Below are 21901 nucleotides of genomic sequence, written 5' to 3'. Positions count from 1 at the left end.
TAATCGTATTCATTTTTGCTCTCATATCCATTAAACTATGCTCATCATTATATGGCTTACCACTATGAATTAGGAAAGTACAGTGGACAGGAATAACCATAACGTAACATATTTAAATGGAAAATGGGGAATGAGTCATGCGTATAACATTATTAAAAAAAGTAAGCTTCCTATGGTTAGTATTCCTGATTGGACTAAGCGGTCTATGGAATAATCCTAACATTATACAGCGAGTCCATGCCGCGGCTGCAGATCCCTATCTTGGTGAGATCAGATTATTCCCTTACAGTGCGGTCCCTACAGGATGGATGCCCGCCAGAGGACAGACGCTCTCTTTAACCCAAAATACAGCCCTCTACTCGTTGCTTGGCAATAATTATGGCGGCGACGGAAAAACAACATTTGCCTTACCTAACCTTACTAATGCTGCACCAGAAGGGTTGGGCTATTACATAGCTATGAATGGTATATTCCCTTCCCGAGACCCCGATGTTTTATACACCCGAAATGCTGTGTTAGGCGAGGTTCGCCTATTTCCATATTCCTTCTCTCCCACGGGTTGGCTAACTGCTGAAGGGCAGAACGTTAATACCTCCGTATATTCGGATCTATATGAAATGATTGGTACAACCTACGGATCAGACACACCGAATGAATTCAAGTTGCCTAACTTCCCAGAGATTAATGGTGTACATTACGCTATATTTACAAACCAAGCTAACCATGCCGAGAATGGTACAGGTAGCGAGTACATTGGTGAGATCATTCCCATGTTAGTCAGTCTTTCGACAAAAAACTGGATATTGGCGAATGGTTCCACTCTTGGCACTAACGATAACCAGCCCCTGTTTAGTCTGTTGAGCACCAGGTTTGGGGGCGATGGTCAGGTGAATTTTAAAGTACCTAATTTAAACAGCAGCCAATCCAACTTGGTTTATTATATTGCTAACGCAGGAACGTTCCCCAACTTGGACGGTGGACGGCTTCCGGAAGCAATCGAAGACACCTATACCACGAACCAAAACTCCACTTTGGCTGAGTCTGCACCAGGCGTACTTTCCAATGATAGCGACGGTTCTACCGCTATTCTGAAAAGCGGGCCGATGAACGGAACATTGGTAATGAATGCTAACGGGGCATTTACTTATACTCCGAACGCCAATTATGTTGGAAGTGACAGCTTTACCTATAGTGCCGGCAATCCATATGGTACAAGTATTCCAGTGTCAGTGACCATAACAATTGAGCAAACCACTCCTCCTATAGTCAACGGCATATCTGACGGTGGAATATATAATCAAACGGTAACACCTGCATTTAATAGTGGTACCGCATTTTTGAATGGTAATGCATTCGCAAATGGTACTACAGTTACGGCTGACGGGGTTTATACATTGGTGGTAACCAACAATATTGGCAGTACAACGTTGAATTTTTCCATTGATACAGCAGCTCCTGTTGTATTGGGTGTCACTGATAATGGAAAATACAACGAAAGCCCAACAATTACTTTTAATGAAGGAACAGCCACTCTGAACGGTTCACCCTTCAACAACGGAGAAACGGTTCAATCTGAAGGAGAATATGCACTGATTGTTACCGATAGTGCGGGCAATACCACAACCCTGCATTTCAGCTTTTATACGCCTCGAACGATCAACTTTAACAGTAACGGCGGTTCTGAAGTAAACGAACAAACAGTATCCTACGGTGACAAGGTTATTGTTCCAGCAGTTCCAACTAAAGCAGGATACACCTTTGCTGGATGGTATACCGATTCAGGTCTGAGTCAGGCTTTTGATTTCGGCAATACCACCGTTACCGCTAATATCACGCTGTATGCGAAATGGACGGTCAACTCCTATACCGTTCACTTCGAAACTAATGGTGGGTCAGTCGTTCCTGATCAGACGGTCCCATATGGTGAGTTGGTGACAGCTCCTGACATTCCAATCCAAGCAGGACACACTTTCGCTGGCTGGTATACTGAGCCTGAATGGAGTACGCCATTTGACCTGAATACTAGATCGATTGTCCAGGAGACCACATTGTATGCAAAATGGGCACCAAACACATATAAGGTAACGTTCAATACACTCGGAGGATCAGCAGTATCCGATGCAGCTGTTGAATACGAAAAGAAACTTTCAGCACCTGCTTCGCCAACCCGTTCCGGCTATATGTTTGCAGGCTGGTACGCAGACCCCGAGTTGAAGACTCCATTCAACTTCGCTCAAACAGAGATTACAGCCGATCTGATCTTATATGCCAAATGGAGTGTTAATTCCACGCCACCAGCAGGTGGTAATGATGGTAACAGCGGCGGAGGCTCTGGTAACCAGAATAACAACGGGTCGAGCATTACCCCTTCGCCGCCTAATACCATAACCCATTCGACCACGAATGGACGTTTAACACTTGCTGCGGGGCAGGCTGGGCAAGTGAGTTTGGGTGATGGCATCACTGTAACCATCCCGGCTGGAGCAACTAATCAAGAAATGAAGATCACGATTGACCAGATTACAGATTCTTCGGAATTGCTAACTAATCAGACTAAATTAATCAGCCCGGTATATGAGTTACTTAAGAATGTTCAACAGAACTTCAATAAATACGTAACCTTGAATCTGACTTTTGATACATCAAGCTTGCCAACCAATCACCAGGCTGGACTATTCTACTTTGATGAACAAAACAAGTTGTGGATCTCTGCGGGAGAAGCTTCAATTCATGACAATCAAGTCAACGTAGACGTAGACCATTTCACCAAATTTGCTGTTTTTGCGGTTGAACAACCCAAGGCGCCAGCAGAGATTGGATTTAGCGATGTCAACGGGCACTGGGCGGAAGATTTCATTCAGGAAGCCGTCCGTGAAGGTATCGTAAGTGGATTCTCCGATGGGTCATTCAAGCCTAATGCATCCGTTACGCGTGCTGAATTTACGGTGATGCTAATGAATGCACTGCAAACAGAATACACAGAAACCGCAATATCTTTTACCGATCATGCAAAAATAGGAGCTTGGGCACAGTCTGCTGTAGCTCGTGCAGTGAAAGCAGGATTTATTCAGGGGGACACTGAGGGGGCTTTCCGCCCCAATGACGCTGTAACCCGTGCCGAGATGGCTGTCATGGTAGCCGGTGCGTTTCAATTAAAAGCGATAACTGGCACCAGCTCAACCTTTGCAGATGATGCACAGATTCCACTTTGGGCCAAAGCAGCTGTCGCTGGCATGCAAAAAGCCGGGATGTTGAACGGTAAAGGGCTGAATACCTTTGCTCCAAGTGATAAAACTACGCGTGCAGAAGCGGTCAAATTACTGTTGAAAACAAAGAATTAGTGCATATCTAAAAGCCTGTTCCTTCCCGGGAACAGGCTTTTCTGAACTGTTTTATTCCGAGATCGTAATGACCGAGGTCACAAAGTGATACGACTCATTCTCCAATACCGCCTGCGATAACAGGATCTTATTGCCTTCCGGACTCCAGGCAAGCGGGTCAGAGGCGTTGTCCATATCCGCCGAGATCTGGAACTGTTCTGCCGACTCCGTGTTGGAGACGAACAGCCCTTTCTCATTATCATTCTCGGAATTGATCGTATACGCAATCTTGGAATCATCACCCGACCAGCTGGTGCCGAAGATCTGCGTGCCTCTGGCGAGTGTGGCCTTCTCGTTACCTTCCAGATCGGTGAGCACCAGCGCCCGTTTGGTATCCGCCGTTCTTTTCACAATCGCAAGCCTTGTTCCATCATTGGAAGGGATGACCCATTCCACACTTTTCAGCACCTGTTTCACGTCACCCGTCTTCACGTCGTATGCATTCAACTGGCCGTCTTCGCCCGTAATATAATAGAGCATATTGCCTGACACTTTGATACTCCGTACATTGAAATTGCCTGTCTCCACCAGCACCTTCGTTGTTCCATCCACACTTGCCGAGATCAGATCACCCTTCATATTGGGAAAAACGACATGTTCATTATCCAGCCATGCACCCTCTTGGATGAAGCCATCCTCCTTACCGGCAGGGGTTGTCTCCCCGTTATGCAGATTCAGAATGTAACCTTTACCCGTACTTTCCTCCGGCTCCCGATAGAACAGGTACTGAGCATCCGGTGACACCAGCGGTGCACCCAGGCTAACTTCACTTTCCTTGAGCGGCGTGTCTGTACCTTTGGTTAGATCATACATATATAAGTTATGCGGGTATCTTTCCTCACCTTCAACAGTAACGGGTTTCAAGGACTTATTCTCCTTGTCGGATACAATCCAGTCGTCACTTAGCCATGCAATTCCGCGCATATTGGGCAATTTATCAATTTTCTCCAACTTGAAGCTCTGGTACACAGACGTGTTGGTATTATCTTTCACCGTAATATCGGTGCCTGTTTTTCCGCCTTGTGCATTGCTCCCCGGCTCTGTTGTTCCCCCGCATGCTGCTGTCGTTAACAGGGCAATGGCCCCGAACGTACCCAAAGCTGCTTTTTTCCAATTCATCATGGTCCCCCCTGGTTCCTCTTGCTATTAGACCAAGCATACACACGGCATACTTCCAAAGTTATTCAGACTTGTTTCGAACTTGTAAACTTGCATCAGCCAAAGGGAAAATGAGTTGGAACGTCACGCCTTCCCCATTCTGAGAATCGCTCGTACTGCTTGGAAGTAAGGTGATTGTACCGCCTTGCTTTTCAACAAATTGCTTTACGAGAGATAATCCGAGCCCGGTTCCGCCGGTTTTTCTGGCCCTGTCTTTGTTCACCGTGTAAAAGGGTTCAAAAATCTTCTCCCGCGCCTCTGCCGGAATCGGCGTACCCGAGTTATAGATGCGAATGACCGCTTGACGCTCCTGCATCTGTAATTCGCTCTTCACCCGGATCACACCATCCGGAATGTTATATTTGATGGCGTTATCCAGCATGTTGATGAAGATATGCATAAGACTCTCCCGATCACTGCGGATCACCGCCGGTTCAAGATCCAGTTCCATGTTCAGCGCAAACTTCTCCGCTTTCCCACGCATCCGGCCACAGGCATCCTCCAGCAGAGCACTGACCTCTACATCTTCGGCCTGGTTCTCGAAGTCGTACTTTTCCAGGGCAGATAAATGAAGTACTTTCTCCACCATCTCGTACAGCCGCTCCGTTTCTTTGCCAATGTTACTCGTCGCATCATCAAGCAGTTGCGGATCATCCTTATACATGTCGAGCAGCTCCACATAAGCTTTGATCGAGGTCAGCGGAGTCTTGAACTCATGACTGATGTTACCGATATATTGTTTCTGCTGCTGTTCCAGCGCCTGAAGCTTCTCTATCGCCAGTTGCAGCTTCTGCTGCTCCGCATGCATGGCTGTGATATTTTGCTGAATGGATGTACTCATATAATAGATGCCTTGCCCCAGCTCTCCCAATTCATCCTTACGCCTTACAGGAGATTCCGTAATGTAGTTCCCTTCTCGAATGGAATCTGCGGACCTCTTCAGCCGGGTAATCGCAACGGCAAACCGATTGTAGAACAGATAACCTAATATGAAGCTCAGCGCAACCACGGTAATTCCTGCCCATATGAACAGTTGAAGGATGCGAGTATAGAACTCATGGTAACTCTGGACAGGATATTGTATCCATACAGCGCCCATCTGTCCATCCGGGCCATCCAGTGGTGCGGCATAGAGCAGGGTCTCGCCCTGCTCATGATAAGCTATTTTATTTTGCAGCGCATAGTCCAACGTTTCCTGTACGAGTTCACTCTCGCCGGAGGCGAAGGATGCTCCCACCTGCTGGCCTGTCATGTTATAGAGTGCAATTGGCAATCCGGTAGAGTTGGCCAGCTCCTGTGCCAGTCTGCGGCCATTTCGCTGTAAAAAAACGTCCTGTTCGAGATGAACCGACTCGGTGTAGTAGGACTGTCGTACATTCAGGTTCACCAGCCGTGTCTGCTGCGATAGAATACCTTCAATCTGTGACTGCTGATTGCGTTCAATACCGCGCAGGACCAGTGAACTAAGCACAACCACGGTCAGGATTAGCAAGGCTGCCAGAAAAACACTGAACTTCAGCTTGATGCTGACTCTCATATGGCCCCGCCTGGTTCAGGTGCAGATGCTTTGTAGCCAATCCCGTATACGGTCTGCAATTTTTGCTGATCCGTATCTCCGATTTTTTTGCGCAAACGCTGGATATGAATGTCCACGGTCCGTGTCCCACCCGCATATTCCATGCCCCATACCCGATCCAGCAGATCGTCTCGTGTGTAAACCCGCTCAGGATTAGACATGAGAATGGTCAGCAGATCAAACTCTTTCGGTGTCAGATCCAGCTTCTCCTCATTCACAGTCACCGTGCGGTGAGCAACATGAATACGCAGTGTGCCATTCACGATGGCCTGATTCTTCGAATCGTCAGGTGGTGGACTGCTTTTCTCGACACGACGCATGAGCGCTTTCACCCTTGCAAGCAGTTCACGGATCTCGAATGGTTTGGTCATGTAATCATCCGCACCCATTTCCAGACCAACGATCTTGTCCACGATATCATTTTTGACGGTCAGCAAAATAATGCCGATATCCTCGCGGTCTTCCAGCCTGCGGCATACGCCGTATCCATCAAGCCTTGGCATCATCACGTCCAGAATCATGACCTGTGGGTGAAACGATGCGACCTTCACCAAGGCCTCTTCGCCGTCACTCGCAGTCTCAACTTCATATCCTTCGCGCCGCAGCGCGTAAGCAATGGCACTGACGATGCTTGATTCGTCATCTACCACGAGCACTTTTTTATTCATGGAATCCATCCTCTACGTTACACGAGATAACTTCAAGTGCAGTACCGTCTTCTGATCGCTGTTATCCCCAGATTTTTTGAATCAATTCTCCTAAGAGAAAATCCGGGGATAAAGGGCCTAGCATATGCTTCCGAAGTAGCTTTTTACAGAAAGCTTTGAACTTCGTTTCTTCAAACTGTTTCTGCACTCTTCGTTTTCGTGTAAAAATTCAGTTTTTTTTATTTATGTTAGCAAGGTCTATGTTAATTAGCTATGGATGAATTGCAATTTGAATGACAGGTGCATATCCTCTCAGCTTAGTCTTGGCTTTACTTTCTTTATACCCCAAAGGCAACAAAAAGAGCCAACCCGCGATTGGATCAGCCCTGGATCTATAGATTCCCAATTCATGTTACTGATTTTAGGCAACAACTTCTTGATCACCTCAGCATTTACTCCTCAAATGACAGATTGAGCGGCTCGTCCGACATCTCATACTCTGTCTCCATATGTGTCAGCGGCGTATTCAGATCAACCTCATCGAAGCGGAAACTGTCGACCCACACTTTTCCTTTACCGTTCAAAATCACCCCGAACGAAATGACCGCGCTGCCCTCCGGCACATCAAGCACAATACTGTACTGGTTCCATGGCTGCGTACCCGTAATTGGCCGATCATGCATGTTATCAAATTGGAGCACATCATGAACGTTATTATCCACACGCATCCATAATCCGCAGAACGCCTCCACACGCTCGGTCTTCACGAATCCCGATAATTTCATCCGCTTGCCTACATACTTGTCCGCTTTGAACTGCTGCATCATCGTTGCGAATTCATTAGGCTCCATCGGTGTAACTGCCTTCAAATAACCTGAAGCTTTCCCCTGATGCACTTCGGCAGGATCAATGCCCATCTCATAATTTTGCGGATGACTTCCGGTTAACATCCAGCCTGTAATCGTTGACGTCTGACTCATCTGTACTTCTCCTCCTCTGGTTCTTCCTTCGAATAATTTCAGATCGAACAATTTGCGGAAACGTCCTGGTGGCATGCCATAACATTTGCGAAATGCGCGAGTGAAGGCTTCCTGACTTTCAAATCCACATGCCAGGGAAATGTCCAGAATGCCTGCATCCGTGGATCGCAGGGCTGTGGACGCCAGACTCATCCGGCGATTACGAATATAGTCCACCACAGTCATACTCACCTCATTACGGAAAATCCGGTGGTAGTGATACGGCGACAACAACGCCTCGGATGCCACTTCTTCCAGCCCGATCTCTTCATGCAGATGGGTTTCAATATAGAACAAACTTTGCTGAATCATTGCACGGTAACGGCTCAACTGTGGTAAATCCCCCTTCCATATCCTTACTATACGTGAATGATGTATGTATCGTTTTGACCATTTTTGCTAACTTCACTTCGGTAGTCCTCTGCCGAGAACGCAAAAAAGAGCCAACCACGGATTGAATCTTTTCCGTCATTGACTCTCCTTTTATTTATCCGCACATCATATTCTTCGTCAGACAGCCGGTACCGGCTGTGCGCCAACCTCTTCGTCATCATGCTCCACCAGTTCATGTTTCTCCCAAGCTCTGCTCTTCCAGCGGAAGAACATAATGACTGCACGGGTCCACTCATCCGCCGCAATGGCAAGCCATACACCAGCAAGCCCCAGATGAAGCTGGAATATGAGCAGGTACCCCAGTGGCAGACTCATGCAGACCATGGAGATCAGACCCATATATACCGGGAACTTCGCATCCCCTGCCGCACGCAGGGAACCAATGATAACAATGTTGCAGGTACGTCCGGTTTCGAGTAAAAGACTGAGCAGAATCACTTGAGCACCCAGCTTGATAATTTCCGGATTATCCGTAAATATGCTCATCAGCGGCACACGGAAAAAAATGATAATTACATCAATGATAACCGTGGCCAGAAGCGCCCATTTTACACTGTCAAAAACACGTTTGTACGCATCGTCTTTGCGGCGCGCACCGACAAGCCGGCCTACAATGATTGATGTCCCCATACCAATCGCCATGCTGAACAGGTAGATATAGCTGGAGATATTGCCCGCATACTGCTTGGTTGCCATGGCTTCTGCGCCCAGATAGGTCACATACAGTGTGAACACGAGCTGGCAGGAGTGATATACCATCGATTCCATCGCAGACGGAATGCCGATCCGCAGAATTTTGCCAATAAAATGTTTGGACAATTTAATGTAGTATTCGAAATCCACCCGCACCTCACTCACACGATACAACAACCAGAAGAAGATCAGCAGGCAGATAAACCGACTTCCTACTGTGGAGATGGCTGCCCCTTCCACCCCAAGCTTCGGCAGGCCGAAGTGACCAAAGATCAATGCATAGTTACCAACAACGTGAATCACGTTCATGAATACAGCGACGTACATCGTTTCTTTGGTGTAACCATGTGTACGGATCGTCGCAGCCAGCGCATTAATGAGTGCCTGGAGGAAGATCCCGCCACCGACGATATTTATATACGAACGGGCAAAATCATAAATTTCGCCTTGAATATTCAAGAGTGATAACAAATGTCCTCCGAACAGAAGGAAGATTCCGCTCAGGACCAGACCCACAATAAGGTTCAGTGTAATGGCATTACCTGTAACCTGTGCTGCTTCACTTAGCTTTTTTGATCCGATATATTGTGCCACTACAATTGCAGCACCATGTCCAATGACTTCCAGTACAAGGATAGCGATAGATATAATCTGATTGGCTGCTCCAACGCCGGAGACCGCATTATCGGATACCGAGCTGAGCATGAGCGTATCCACGCTCCCCATCAACATAAATAAGAAGAGTTCCAGGAAAATAGGCCATGTTAGTCGAATCAGATTCAGATCCTTGGCATCAGAACGAAGGGACTCTTTGGTTGAGGATATTGCTGTCATTTTCTCACCTTTCCCATGTGGGCTTTAATTCTTAGGGTATGTTAGCACAGGTAGTTTGAAAATGCAGTAGTTTTGCGAAAATAGTTGAAAGTTTTTTGCAATTCCATAAATAGGTATTTTCAGCGTTTTCATCTAGTCCTTTTTCCGTACGATTATCCAAGGTTTTAGAAGACAAAAAAGGCCCCTCCCCACTCGCTTTTAAGCAAGTGATGAAAGGACCTTCGACGTTCAGCCTTTTAACCTTTAACTGAACCCGCAGCAATTCCCTCTACAATTCGATTACTCAGGATGAGAAAAGCAATCAGGATCGGCATAATGCTAATCATCAGCGTGGCACCAATGGCTCCCCAATCCGTTGTATATTGACCGATAAAGTTCTGTACCCCCACGGTCAAGGTCTTGTATGAATCCGTACTGATGAACGTATTAACAAAGATGAACTCATTCCAGTTATAGATCATGTTGATGATTGCCGTTGTGGAGATAACCGAAGCTGTCATCGGCAAGATAATCCGAAAGAAAATCCGATGCACGGAGCAACCATCCATCACTGCGGCCTCTTCCACTTCCCGAGGAAGTGCGTAGTAGAATCCGAGCAGAATCATAATGGTGATTGGCATATTAAAGGCAATGTAAGACAAGATAACTGACATTGGATGATCTGTGAGATGCAGCTTCAGGAACAAGCTGAACAGCGGAATCAACGTGGAGTGCACAGGGATCATGAGACCCACCATGAATAACCCCAATACCAGCGAACGACCCTTCCAGCGCATACGTGTAATGGCAAAGGTAACCAGACTGGCAAACAGCACGGTGAACACCACTGAGACTACCGTAATCCATACACTGTTGAAGAAGTATAAGCTGATATTTCCCTCTGTCCATACCTTGACATAGTTTTCCCAACGTGGGGTAGCAGGAAGGGAAAAAGGCGCCATGTCGAATACTTCCTGATTATTTTTAAGCGAGAATAACATTAGCCAGACCAAGGGCAAAATTTGCAGCAAAGCGACCAGGGACAAGAGGAAATATAGTAGAACATAGCCGAATCTTCTCAACCATGCCGAACCTCGGTCTGTCCCCGGGTAAGTTGGCAATCTAACGGCCGTTTCCGTCTTCACCGGGATGGACCTCCTTTCATTTGACATGCGTCAGGAATACTGGATCGTATCTTTGGATGCCGTCGCTTTGCGAAGCAGCCAGGTAACAAACAGACAGATCAAGAGCAGGAAGAAACCTACAGCACTGCCGTAACCAAAGTCGAAGCTACGGAACGCCTGACGATACATATAGGAGGCCATCACTTCGCTGGAGCCATTCGGTCCGCCATCAGTCATCACGTAGATAAGATCGAAATACTTGAGTGAGCCTACCACAGCCAGTACTACGGTCACCTTGATGACTTCAGTAATAAGCGGCAGCTTGATTCGAAAAGCGATCTGCCAAGGACTGGCCCCATCAATCCGGGCTGCTTCCACCAGAGATTCCGGAATGTTTTTGAGGGCCGCATAATAGATCAAAATATAGAAGCCTGCATACTGCCACAGAATTGGTACGAACAGTGCATACAGTACCAGGGATGGCTCCGCCAGCCAGGCTGGCGGATTGCTGAAGCCGATCGCTTCCAGAAAGGTGTTAAGCACACCGTTGCTGGGATGATAGATCTTCAGCCATAACTGGGCGATCGCGACCGAAGACAGCAGCATCGGGATCAAATATATTTTGCGGAACAGGTTGGCACCCTTAATCTTGCCTGACAGCACCAAAGCAATCATCAGATAACCGATCAGACTCAGCGCGGAGAACAAAGCAAGCAAAAAAGTATGATTCGCACTCTGCCAGAATGTTCCGTCCTGAAGCAGTCTGGCGTAATTATCCAATCCAATAAAGGTCATTGCACCGATCCCGTCCCATTGCATCAACCCATAATACCCGGTGAGCACAATCGGGATGTAAACCAAGATCAGCAGCAGAAGCAGTGCAGGTAGCACGTACAACGCAGCAACGAGACGGTTGGACATGACTTTGTCCATCACATTATCCTCCCTTCAAGCGTTCAAGCACGTGTACGTCAATTGCCTTTATCAATCGCAGCCTGATGATTCTTCACAAAGTCCTCAGGTGTCACCGCTTTGCCAAACAACGCCTGAATCATGTCCAGATGTGCCTGAGCGGCTGCCGGTTTCATCTGCACGTCTGCAAAGAGTGTGAGACTGCTGGCCTGATTCAATTCGTTCAGCAGGTCGATGTAGAGCTGTGGCAGCTGTACTGTCGCCGTATCCACTTTGGTTGCCGGGATAACACCTGCTTCAGTCACCGAACTCTCACCCCATTTTTCCACAAAGTATTGCACGAACTTCTGTGCTTCTTCCTTCACTTTGGAGTTCTGGGCCACGAACAATCCTACGCCTGGGCCACCTACCCAGCTGTTAATATCGCTCTTGCCATCTTCCATCGTTGGGAATTTGAAAAATCCGATCTTGTCCTTGAACTCCTGTGGAATATCCGGGTTGGTCGTGAAGTTCGGCAGCTCCCAGGTGCCCATCAGATACATGGCAGCCTTTTCGTTCATGAATTCGGATTTGCCCTCATCGTTGGACAACCCGTTGAAGCCTTTGTTGAAGGCATTCATATCCACCAGCTTTTGTACCTCGGCAGCAGCTTGAGTGAGAGCAGGATCGTCAAACTTGCCGGAGCCATTGATCGCCTTTTCCAGTGCATCTCCACCTAACCGATTCGCCAGATACATATACCAGAGTGAGCCGGTCCAGCGGTCTTTATTGCCTAGTGCGATCGGAACCTCACCGTTCTCGGTCAGTGTCTTCAGCACACTCAGGAATTCATCGTACGTTGCTGGCGGCTGCAAGTTATATTTCGCAAAAATGGCTTTGTTATAATAAATGGGGGAGATATTTAACTCGATAGGCAGGGCATATGTTTTGCCGTCAATCGCATAGGCTTCTGTTGTTCCGGCTATGAACTTGTCGCTAAGCGAGCCGCTGAGCACATCATCCAACGGCGCAAACAGATTGCCCTTTACATAAGGCTCCAGAAACCCGGCAGCCCAAGTTACACCCACATCGGGAAGTTCATTGGATGCAGACAGAATTTTTAATTTATTCTTGTATTGTTCATTCTCCAGCACTTCCTGCTTAATGGTCACATTCGGATGATCCGTCTGATACTGCTTGATGATATCGTTGACCAATTTATTTTGCTGTGCAGAACTGCCTGCCGGCCAGAGGTGCATGAATTTGAGGGTTACTTTCCCATCTGTGCCGCTGCTGCCCGTTTCACCCTCTTGATCCGAACCTGAACTGTTACATCCGGATAAAATTACGGCGAGAACCAGCGTCCATGACAGAAGCATGGCCATCGTCTTTTTGCTCATTATCCCAACCCCCTTGGTTTTTTTCGGTTAATGTAACCGCTTTAACCAAATTGTAGCATGGGTCTATCGCCCCCATAAGACCAGAGTAATTTGGAAAAACTCCACTTTTTTGAGGTTATTTGTTATTTTATTCAGATAGGGAATGCCGATATTTGCTTGGACTAAGCCCCTCCAGACTTTTAAATACCGTGATAAAATACTTATCCGTCTGATACCCCACCTGTTCGGCAATTTCCGAGATCGGCAGGGTCGTCTGCACAAGTAGCTCCTTTGCCCGCTGAATGCGTTTCCGGGTGAGATATTCACTAAAATTGATGCCGATCTGTTCCTTAAACAATACGCTAAAGTAACTGGAGTTGAGATGGAGTAAATCAGCAATTTCACGCATGGTCACATGTTCCCCCAGATGCGTATCCACATAGGCCAATGCTTCACTGATCTGGCTATTGAGTCTCTGTTCCCCACGCTCCTTAACATCCAGCAGCTTGGGGTCCACCAGTTCCTGCATCGTTTGAATACGTCGCTGTTGTTCGCTAAACTTCAAGGCCTTTTCGACGGTCTGCAGCAACTGTTCCTTATCAATCGGTTTTAACATGTACTCCACGACACCCAGCTTAATGGCCTGCTGAGCGTATTGAAAATCGGCATGTCCCGACATAATCAGGACGACAGGTTTGTTTGCAAAATGCTGAATGGCTTCAATGAGGGATAAGCCGGAGAATTCTGGCATGCGAATGTCCGTGATTAACAGATCTGCTGGCTGTTTCCTGAGACACTCCACGGCCTGCGTGCCACTCTCCGCGGTCAGGATGTGATTTCGTCCTGCCGACCATCCTTCCAGTGTCTTGCGAATACCCTCTCTTGTACGCGGTTCATCATCGACGATAAGAATCGTTTTGTCATGAATCATATTCACCCTCCGCCCCTTTGGGAATCTCAAAGCAAATGACGGTCCCTTCCCCAACCTGACTAGTTATGGAGAGCTTGCAACGTTCACCAAGTTGGCCGCCAAAGTAAAGCTTCAGTCGCTGATGTACGTTGATTAGCCCTACACCTGTCCCTTTCTTGGATACAGCGGGGCCACCATCTAAAGCATGAATGACAGATTGAAGACGTGATTCATCCATTCCCGGGCCATCATCCCTAACCTCAATACGAACCAGGTCTCTCTCGGTCGAAGCATCCACATGGATGCTTATCTTTCCCGGTCCCAGTTTACTTTCAATGCCATGGAGAATCGCATTTTCCACCAAGGGCTGTATAAGCAGTTTGGGAATGGGGACCTTACGCACCGCATCGCTGAGCTCAATTTCCCATTGCATTCGATCTCCCAACCGCATCTGCATAATTCGAAGATACCGCTCTGCGTGTTCCAGCTCGTCGGCAATCGTAACCCATTCATCCTGCTGCGAACTGGAGATCGTGTAGCGGAATAATCGGGACATCGCCACAACCATACGTGCCATCTCCTCATCTCCCTTTTCCTCAAGAGACCAATAAAATGCCTCCAGTGTGTTGAATAGAAAATGGGGATTAATCTGAGACTGCAACGCCTTCAGCTCAGCCCGGGACTGCATGACTTCCTTCTCATGAACCACACGGGTCAATTCGTTCTGCCTGTAGACCATCTGGTTATATACGTTGTTGAGTTCATTGATCTCCATCGTAGAGCTGACCATTAGATTAGGCCTCATGGCTCCCGGTTGTGCACTGCGCATGGCCCGCATCAGACGTATGAGCGGACGTGTAATCATCGTGGACAGAAAGAAGGACATGATCAGGAATAGAACAACACCAATGATTCCCGAAACGAGAAGCGCCGTCCTCAGGATGGATACCCCTTCCGTTGTCTCCCGCAGCGGAGTTAGCACAGCAAGTGTCCATCCCGTTAATTCAGACTTTTCCCGGACGACGATATAGGATTCCTCCCCGTTCTGCACGACGGATTCGCTGTCCAATATGGCTTTTGGATCGAGATTAATCTCCAGATCCGAAGTCACCACTTCGCCTGCCCCATCCAAGAGCATGATCGAGTCCTGCGAACCATCTGCCCCATTGGAATCATTGAGTTGAAAAAAACTGCGTTGCATCCGCACCACAATATAGCCTCCATGTTCGAAAGAATGATCCAGCAGATTAATGCGTCGAATAGCCAGCAGCACTCCCGGGTCTTCAGGATCATCACCTGCCCATACCAGTCTGCCCTTTCCTTCATCCGCCTTGGTTATCCAGCTGCGTTCTACTCTAAGATCGAGGGATCGGTCATCCATAGGGAAAATGCGATGGTAACCGGTTGTGTATATCTCCATACTTTGCGCACCATTGATGAAAGACTGATAACTGCCTGCAATCTGCAAGAGCGCTTGACGCTGATTGAAGGTGGCCGGGTTGCCTTGCTTCTCATCGCTCAGCAGACGCTGCACATAGGAATCATCCGCCACTTGGGCGGTCAGCGAATTCACTTGTGCAATGAGTGCATCCAATCTGCCACTGGCTTGGACGGCGGTTTGATGAATATGTTTCTCCGCATTGCTTGTCAGCAGAGCAGCTACACGATCATAAGCCGATATGCCTGCGAGTAGCAGAACAACAAGCATCACCAGAACGAAACCAATGAAGATCTGATTGCGGAGGGAGTTAAAATGTCCTTTTTTCCTATGCAACTTCCCCATTCTCCTCTCTTTTCTGCATGTAAAAGAACCCACCACTTTACGCCCGTGCTCCTGAAGACTGGGTACTAACGATGCCGGATTTATCTACGTATTCAGTTCTTCTCATTAAAGCGCTTGCAAAAAAATAAACCTGAATCCCCTCTTCTCTCCGTCTTTGTTTATCGATTAAACTAACGACTAAAAAATAGCATAGATTTACAGGTTAATCAATCCTCCCGAGCGTTCCCAAACGTCAAATGACAAGGATCAAAAAAAGAGAGGGGACTCTTACAGTCCACCTCTCTTGGTTCATATCCCATTCACATCTATTCTTTTCTTTAGCACATCTTCGGTTATTTCACAGACCCCTGTGTAACCCCGTTGATGATCCACTTCTGTGCAAACAGGTAGATGATAATCATTGGCAGCAACGCGAGCAGGTAGGATGCAAACGCAAGGTTAAACTCGGTATTAAACTGTCCTTGGAATACATACTGTACAAGCGGCAACGTGTACTGTCCCGGATCACTGATAATAATGAGTGGCAGCAGGAAGTCGTTGTACGTGGACAGGCAGGTCAGAATACCAACCGTGGCACTGATGGGTGCCATGAGCGGGAAAATAATTTTCCAGAACGTGCCCCAGGTTGTCGCCCCATCCACAAAAGCCGCTTCCTCCAGCGCTACCGGAATGGACCGGATATATCCAACGTACACAAATACGTTGAATGCCAGACCATAGACCGTGTGCAGCAGGATCAGACCTACGAGGTTCGTCATCTCCAGCGATGCGGTCAGTTTAACAATCGGCAGCATGATGATCGGGAACGGAATGAACATCGCACTGACAAAGTAATAATAGAGTCCTTTGAAAAACTTGCGCTTCTCCATATTCCGTGCAATGGCATAGGCCACCATGGAGTTACTGAGCAACGTCAAAAGCACGGTGGAGGCGGTAACGATTGCACTGTTACGGAACGATTGGAAGAAGTTCGTCATGTCGATGGCTCTTGCGAAATTCTCCCAGTGAAGCGTTGTCGGAAGGGCAAAGACCGATTGGGCCATCTGCTCCGGATTTTTCAAAGCAATCGTAACGGTCATATACAAGGGGAACAGGATAAACAGGGTACCCAGTACAACGAGCAGCATAACGAGCCAATTAATTCGTGTACGGCTTCTCATTACAGATCCATCTCCCTTCTTTGCAGGAACCGGATTTGCAGAATTGAAATCACCGCAATAACGATGAAGTAAATAACCGAGTTCGCAGATTGATATGCATATTCGCCGCCTTCAAATCCTCCGGTGTAGATCAGATGGGAGATGGACTGCGTCGCCCGTCCGGGACCACCGTTGGTCAAGGCTACGATTTGGTCGAAGACCATCAGCGAGTTTTTCATCGCCAACACCATATTAATGGTGAAGAACGGAGCAATGAGCGGGAATGTAATGCTCCAGAATTCACGCCATTTGCCTGCACCGTCGAGGTTGGATGCCTCGTACAGTGTTGTTGGTATCGTTTGCAGACCAGCCAAATACAGAATCGTATTCAGGGCCACGGATTGCCATACGGCAACAATAACGATACCGATCCAAGCCAGACTCTCGCTACCGAGTATGTTCGTGGAGAGCGCGTTGATGCCCAGATTTTGTCCCCAGATCGGGAATACGTTGGAGAACAAGTAGTTAAATATGTAACCTACGATCAGTACACTCAGAATATTGGGCAGGAAGTAGATGCCGCGGAAAAAGTTACGGAACTTGATCTTGGCATTCAGCCCGAGTGCAATGAGCAGGCTCAGGATATTGGTCAGGATCGTCACCACGATCGCGAATTTAAACGTAAACCAGTAGGCGTTACCTACATTGTCGTCCTGGAACAGGTTGAAATAGTTTTTGAAGCCAACAAAATCATACTCTTTCCCGAATCCGTTATAATTCGTAAATGAATAATAGATACCCTGGAGGGCCGGCAGTGTCATAAATACAAAGAACAATACTACCGCCGGAACCGTCATCCAGTAATAAGGTGCGATACGCTTGTTCATACTCCATCCTCCTTCAGACAAGGCTTAGCGCCGATTGGCAACCTTGTCCCATTCTTTGTCGAGTGTATCTAGATAGTTATCGATGTTTTGGTTCTGCAAAAAGGACTGTACGATGGAATTCAGCTGCACCGCAGCCGGAATATAGTGATCGGGGAAGTCAATAACCTTGCCCTGCTCGATATAAGGCATCAGTTCCTGCACGGCAGGATCATCCTGCTTCACATCTTCGACCGCAGAGAACAACGTCTGTTCGTCAATGTATCTTCCGATATTTTCAGGCTTTAACAGAAATGCAATAAACGTCTCTGCCTGCTCCCGATTAGGCGTATCCGCCGCAATGGTAAATAGGGAGTCGATCCCGTTCACCAACTTAATCTTGCTTGCATCGTTGCCTGTTGGGAATGGGAAGAAACCGATGTCTACATTCGGGTTCGCTTTGCGAATCTCCGAGATGGCCCAGGTTCCCTGGATGTACATGAAGGCTTCACCATTTGCGAAGGCACGGTTACCATCTGAATAGGCCTTACCAAAGTTATCGCCGTGACCGTACTTCATAAGCTCCAGCTGTTTCTCAGCAACCTCTCGGTATTTCTCTTTGAACGTTACCTTGTTATCCCGACGCTCCTGATAGAAATCAATGCCGACCAGGTTGGAGGCAAGTGCATTGAACGGCAAGCTTGTCTGCCAGTCATCCTTATATGTGAAGTAAAATGGAATTTTGCCCGCATCCTTAATCTTTTGGGCAGTCGCGATAAGTTCATCCCACGTTTTGGGTACGTCCAATCCCATTTCCTTAAACAGCGTCTTGTTGTACATGATGCCGTTTGCATTCGTCGCGTAAGGAATACCCGTCACTTCGTCCATACCTGTGAGATCCTTAAGCATTTGTATGTAGTTTGGATCAATCGTCTGGAGTAATGAGCTGTCCGTCAGATCGGTGAAAATATCACTCTGGGCCAGAATGGAATAGGTGTCGGTTGCCCCCATGGCCATAATGTCCGGGATATCATTTTTGACAACACGTGTCTTCAATACGGTCTCCGCATCTGGCGGATTCACCTGTGTCACCTGAATATCGTCATGCTCGGCATTAAACGTTTTGATCAATTCGTCAAAGGTTGTTTTGGCTTCAGGCTTGTTCTGGAAAAATTCAATCTGCACTTTGCCATTCGCACTATCCCCACTGGTACAGGAAGATAGAAGTACAGCCATCATTCCGCATAGCAACATTGTCCCGAGAGCCTTGGTAAGCGTTGTTCTCATGTTGTACCTCCCTCAGCTTTATATACGTAAAGATTTACCCATTCAGGTGGTGAAATAACCAATTGGTTAATCCTTCCACTCACTCATATTATGAGCGTTGGCTATACAAGCCTTTATTATTCCTAAAACGGTTTCGATAAAAATGAATCAAGGCATTTCTTCCCACGACCCGAATTGGGCATAAGAAAAGGGACACTGGATGATATCCAATGTCCCTTATTTATTAAGCTATATTCACCCACTATACAGCTTTTATCCGTGTGTCACGAACGCTCAGCTTTTGGCAAAGCATTGCGTAAACGCTTGGCTCGATAACTCTGATATGCACGAATCAACATGCCTATGATGATCATAACCACACCGATGTTAATTGCGACATCAGCCAGATTCAAAATGCCGCGTCCTGACGGAAACACGAGGAAATCCGTTACCCGCGCATAGATAAATCGATCGATTGCATTTCCTAAAGCCCCGCCAACCATAAAACCCGCGCCAGCTTGCATCCAGAAACCACGAATCTCACCTTTACTCCGGTAATACAGCATGCCCGCTATGAACAGAACAGCAATCACACCAAACAGACGTGCATTTCCCTGAAACATGCTGCCTGCCATTCCACTGTTCTCATAATGCTGTAACTGCATGCCCGAGTCACCCAGTCTCATGACATCGCCAACTTCCATATACATCCTCACTGCAATCTTGGTTCCCTGATCCACCAAAGTCACCAGCAGTGCTACCAAATAAAACAGCATCGTGCTTCTCCTCCTGCCTACTGAGGCTAACTTATTTTAACTTTAAGAGTTTTGTATATTAGGTTACCTTCACTTTAACACAGCTGATGTACGGTCTCCAAATGAGCCATCTCCAGCCACACATATAGCGTCCAGTAACATGGTCCAGTCGCACTTGGAAGGTACTGTCCCCGTTCATGTCGAATGTAGACATCAACCATATATGTAAAGGGGATGCCTGTAATTTGAACCTCACCATGATCGAAAAATTAAAGGAAATGAAACAGGAAGAAATAGAATTGGTATTTGGCACATTTGGTTCTGAAACGGCGCTTAACCTTGGCCTGCATCTGGTTGAAGAAGCGAAGCGTCGTTCCCAGGCCGTGACCATCGACATTACCCTGAAGGGACATCGTCTCTTTTTGCATGCGATGGAAGGTACCCATCCCGACAACGAGGACTGGATTCGACGTAAAAACAACGTGGTGAATCATTTTTCATCCAGTTCTTGGCATACCGCCCTGCGTTTGAGAAACGAGAACCAGACCCTTGAGCACAACTTCAATCTGCCTTCATCGGACTATGTACTGGCTGGTGGCGCTTTCCCGCTGATTCTGGAAAATGAGGGACAGGTCGGCACCATTACAGTATCGGGTCTGCCTGATGAGGAAGACCATGATCTGGTCACGACAGGAATTCGCTCGTTTTTGTTGCAGCAAGGGTAGATTAAACGTGTAAAAAGCCCACGTGATCTATATAGTAGATCACGTGGGCTTTACTATCCAAAGCAACATGCTCAGGACGGATTTTTGCTTTTCATAATATGGTACACATTGCTAAAGCTGCCGGAGAGAATACCGGTAATCGGAAATATGGCCCAATTGATATCCCACCGTTGATATACAAAGCCTGTGAACAAGAAGATGGCTGTCGCCAGCGGCCATACAATCGCTTCCACGGCTCTCACAACCTTGACTTCCTGCTTCTTCTCTACCGTCAACTGGTGCTTCTCCAGCAAGTTTGTGTAAGCCCCCTGAATATTACCGTAATATACAAACAGGAATACTCCTACCCCAGCCATGACCATAAAGGCAGATACACCATAAGAGGCGTAGTTATCATTGATAGAAGAGGCTCCGAAAATAAACACAGGAGACAGAATGCACAGGCAGACACCCGTAATGATGGCTATACGATAAGTCAGAGCGAAGCTTTCCCGACTATGCTGAATACTCATTTTAAGTGTATAAGGAAGCTGGAAGCCCTTCTCCATATAATTGAAGCGTTCCAACTTCATACCGCTGTATATGAACATGCTTACCGCAATGGCAATCAATACGAACATGCCGATCAGGCCTAATACAGCGCCCGTTTCCACCGAACGGTTTGCAGCTGAAATGGCATAGTTCTCAAATAAGGCATCCATGAAAATCAGAAATGCCACACCTGACGCGCACAATAAAACACCCAGTCCAATCCAAAATCCGGCATTTCTCTTCGCAGTGGTATATGCGTAAATCTCTTCTTCCGTTAACACAGGTACTGTCTCTTCCGGGCTGATTGGCTGAATACCGAGTTCGGCTGTTAACTCCTCAATGTTACCAAATTCCGAGATCACAATGCCGATGGCTTCATTCTCCGACTTGCCTTCTCGCTTCAATTCCAGGTACTTATCTTCCATCCCCGAAAGGAGCTCCTGCTTCAGATGTTCCACCTCGGGTGTCTTCGGCAGACCAACAAACATGTTCTCCAGATACACCATAATTGTCTCCATGTTCCGTCACAACTCCCTGATAAATAGATTAACAACCTCCTGCGTAACCTTCCATTCCTCACACTTTTCTCTGTAATAGTCAAGGCCGGACGGCGTAATCCGGTAATAGGTACGACGCTTCCCCATACTATTCTCATCCAGGTAAAACGATTGAATATAACCGTTCTTCTCCAATCGGGTGAAGGCCGAGTATAATGTCGTTTCCTTCATGACGTACTTTTCCTCTGTCAGCTGTCTGATGTTCTTGGAAATCTCGTAGCCGTACGACTCCCCTTCGAGCAGCATGTAGAGGATCAGCGTATCATTGTAGCCACGTATAACGTCACTGCTGATCACAA

18 protein-coding genes are annotated in these 21901 nt (G+C 47.3%); 2 read left to right on the top strand and 16 right to left on the bottom strand.

Features of this window, described 5'->3' with window-relative positions; all coding sequences use genetic code 11:
- The first annotated feature begins 137 nt into the window (after positions 1-137).
- The gene (locus tag ACX9NY_RS25385) at positions 138-3341 is read left to right on the top strand and encodes an InlB B-repeat-containing protein (protein WP_472475785.1); all 3204 of its coding nucleotides are present in this window, start codon (positions 138-140) and stop codon (positions 3339-3341) included.
- A gap of 51 nt (positions 3342-3392) precedes the next feature.
- On the opposite strand, the gene ACX9NY_RS25380 is transcribed toward ACX9NY_RS25385, so the two are convergent.
- The 14 genes from ACX9NY_RS25380 to lspA all read right to left on the bottom strand — a co-directional run bounded on the left by ACX9NY_RS25380 (position 3393) and on the right by lspA (position 19810).
- On the bottom strand, positions 3393-4502 hold the full coding sequence (locus tag ACX9NY_RS25380) for a hypothetical protein (protein ID WP_472475783.1): 1110 nt from the start codon (positions 4500-4502) through the stop codon (positions 3393-3395).
- A gap of 58 nt (positions 4503-4560) precedes the next feature.
- Complete coding sequence (locus tag ACX9NY_RS25375) at positions 4561-6075, bottom strand: sensor histidine kinase (RefSeq protein ID WP_472475781.1); 1515 nt, start codon at positions 6073-6075, stop codon at positions 4561-4563.
- Complete coding sequence (locus ACX9NY_RS25370) at positions 6072-6782, bottom strand: response regulator transcription factor (RefSeq protein ID WP_339238580.1); 711 nt, start codon at positions 6780-6782, stop codon at positions 6072-6074. The genes ACX9NY_RS25375 and ACX9NY_RS25370 overlap by 4 nt, the downstream gene beginning before the upstream one ends.
- A 431-nt stretch (positions 6783-7213) precedes the next feature.
- The gene (locus ACX9NY_RS25365) at positions 7214-8092 is read right to left on the bottom strand and encodes a helix-turn-helix transcriptional regulator (protein ID WP_472479401.1); all 879 of its coding nucleotides are present in this window, start codon (positions 8090-8092) and stop codon (positions 7214-7216) included.
- 198 nt (positions 8093-8290) lie between these two features.
- Positions 8291-9700, bottom strand: a complete 1410-nt coding sequence (locus ACX9NY_RS25360; RefSeq protein WP_339238586.1) for an MATE family efflux transporter — start codon at positions 9698-9700, stop codon at positions 8291-8293.
- 236 nt (positions 9701-9936) lie between these two features.
- Positions 9937-10824, bottom strand: a complete 888-nt coding sequence (locus ACX9NY_RS25355) for a carbohydrate ABC transporter permease (protein ID WP_472475779.1) — start codon at positions 10822-10824, stop codon at positions 9937-9939.
- 30 nt (positions 10825-10854) lie between these two features.
- Complete coding sequence (locus tag ACX9NY_RS25350) at positions 10855-11736, bottom strand: carbohydrate ABC transporter permease (RefSeq protein ID WP_339238588.1); 882 nt, start codon at positions 11734-11736, stop codon at positions 10855-10857.
- Positions 11737-11774: 38 nt separating this feature from the next.
- Positions 11775-13094, bottom strand: a complete 1320-nt coding sequence (locus ACX9NY_RS25345) for an extracellular solute-binding protein (RefSeq protein WP_472475776.1) — start codon at positions 13092-13094, stop codon at positions 11775-11777.
- A 127-nt stretch (positions 13095-13221) separates the two neighbouring features.
- On the bottom strand, positions 13222-14004 hold the full coding sequence (locus ACX9NY_RS25340) for a response regulator transcription factor (protein ID WP_339305036.1): 783 nt from the start codon (positions 14002-14004) through the stop codon (positions 13222-13224).
- Positions 13994-15766, bottom strand: coding sequence for a cache domain-containing sensor histidine kinase (locus ACX9NY_RS25335; RefSeq protein ID WP_472475774.1), 1773 nt, complete (start codon positions 15764-15766; stop codon positions 13994-13996). The genes ACX9NY_RS25340 and ACX9NY_RS25335 overlap by 11 nt, the downstream gene beginning before the upstream one ends.
- Positions 15767-16098: 332 nt before the next feature.
- The gene (locus ACX9NY_RS25330; protein ID WP_105600348.1) at positions 16099-16926 is read right to left on the bottom strand and encodes a carbohydrate ABC transporter permease; all 828 of its coding nucleotides are present in this window, start codon (positions 16924-16926) and stop codon (positions 16099-16101) included.
- Positions 16926-17792: a carbohydrate ABC transporter permease gene (locus tag ACX9NY_RS25325; RefSeq protein WP_036606633.1), complete on the bottom strand. Its 867-nt coding sequence runs from the start codon at positions 17790-17792 to the stop codon at positions 16926-16928. The genes ACX9NY_RS25330 and ACX9NY_RS25325 overlap by 1 nt, the downstream gene beginning before the upstream one ends.
- A gap of 24 nt (positions 17793-17816) precedes the next feature.
- The gene (locus tag ACX9NY_RS25320) at positions 17817-19007 is read right to left on the bottom strand and encodes an ABC transporter substrate-binding protein (RefSeq protein WP_472479399.1); all 1191 of its coding nucleotides are present in this window, start codon (positions 19005-19007) and stop codon (positions 17817-17819) included.
- Positions 19008-19318: 311 nt separating this feature from the next.
- Positions 19319-19810 (bottom strand): signal peptidase II, encoded by a 492-nt coding sequence (gene lspA / locus ACX9NY_RS25315; RefSeq protein WP_339238599.1) that lies wholly within the window; start codon positions 19808-19810, stop codon positions 19319-19321.
- Between the two features lie 224 nt (positions 19811-20034).
- On the opposite strand from lspA, the gene ACX9NY_RS25310 reads away from it, so the two are divergent.
- A complete protein-coding gene (locus ACX9NY_RS25310; RefSeq protein WP_339305029.1) occupies positions 20035-20514 on the top strand; it encodes a heme-degrading domain-containing protein in 480 nt (159 codons plus the stop codon).
- 71 nt (positions 20515-20585) lie between these two features.
- On the opposite strand, the gene ACX9NY_RS25305 is transcribed toward ACX9NY_RS25310, so the two are convergent.
- Together ACX9NY_RS25305 and ACX9NY_RS25300 are read right to left on the bottom strand one after the other, a co-directional pair.
- Positions 20586-21563: a permease prefix domain 1-containing protein gene (locus ACX9NY_RS25305; protein WP_339257853.1), complete on the bottom strand. Its 978-nt coding sequence runs from the start codon at positions 21561-21563 to the stop codon at positions 20586-20588.
- A gap of 6 nt (positions 21564-21569) precedes the next feature.
- Complete coding sequence (locus ACX9NY_RS25300; protein WP_342571348.1) at positions 21570-21899, bottom strand: PadR family transcriptional regulator; 330 nt, start codon at positions 21897-21899, stop codon at positions 21570-21572.
- Positions 21900-21901: the final 2 nt, after the last annotated feature.

The sequence above is a fragment of the Paenibacillus sp. CB74 genome, from assembly GCF_055687625.1.
The sequence above is the reverse complement of the archived record's forward strand: the minus strand, read 5'-3'. Positions and strand labels throughout refer to the sequence as shown.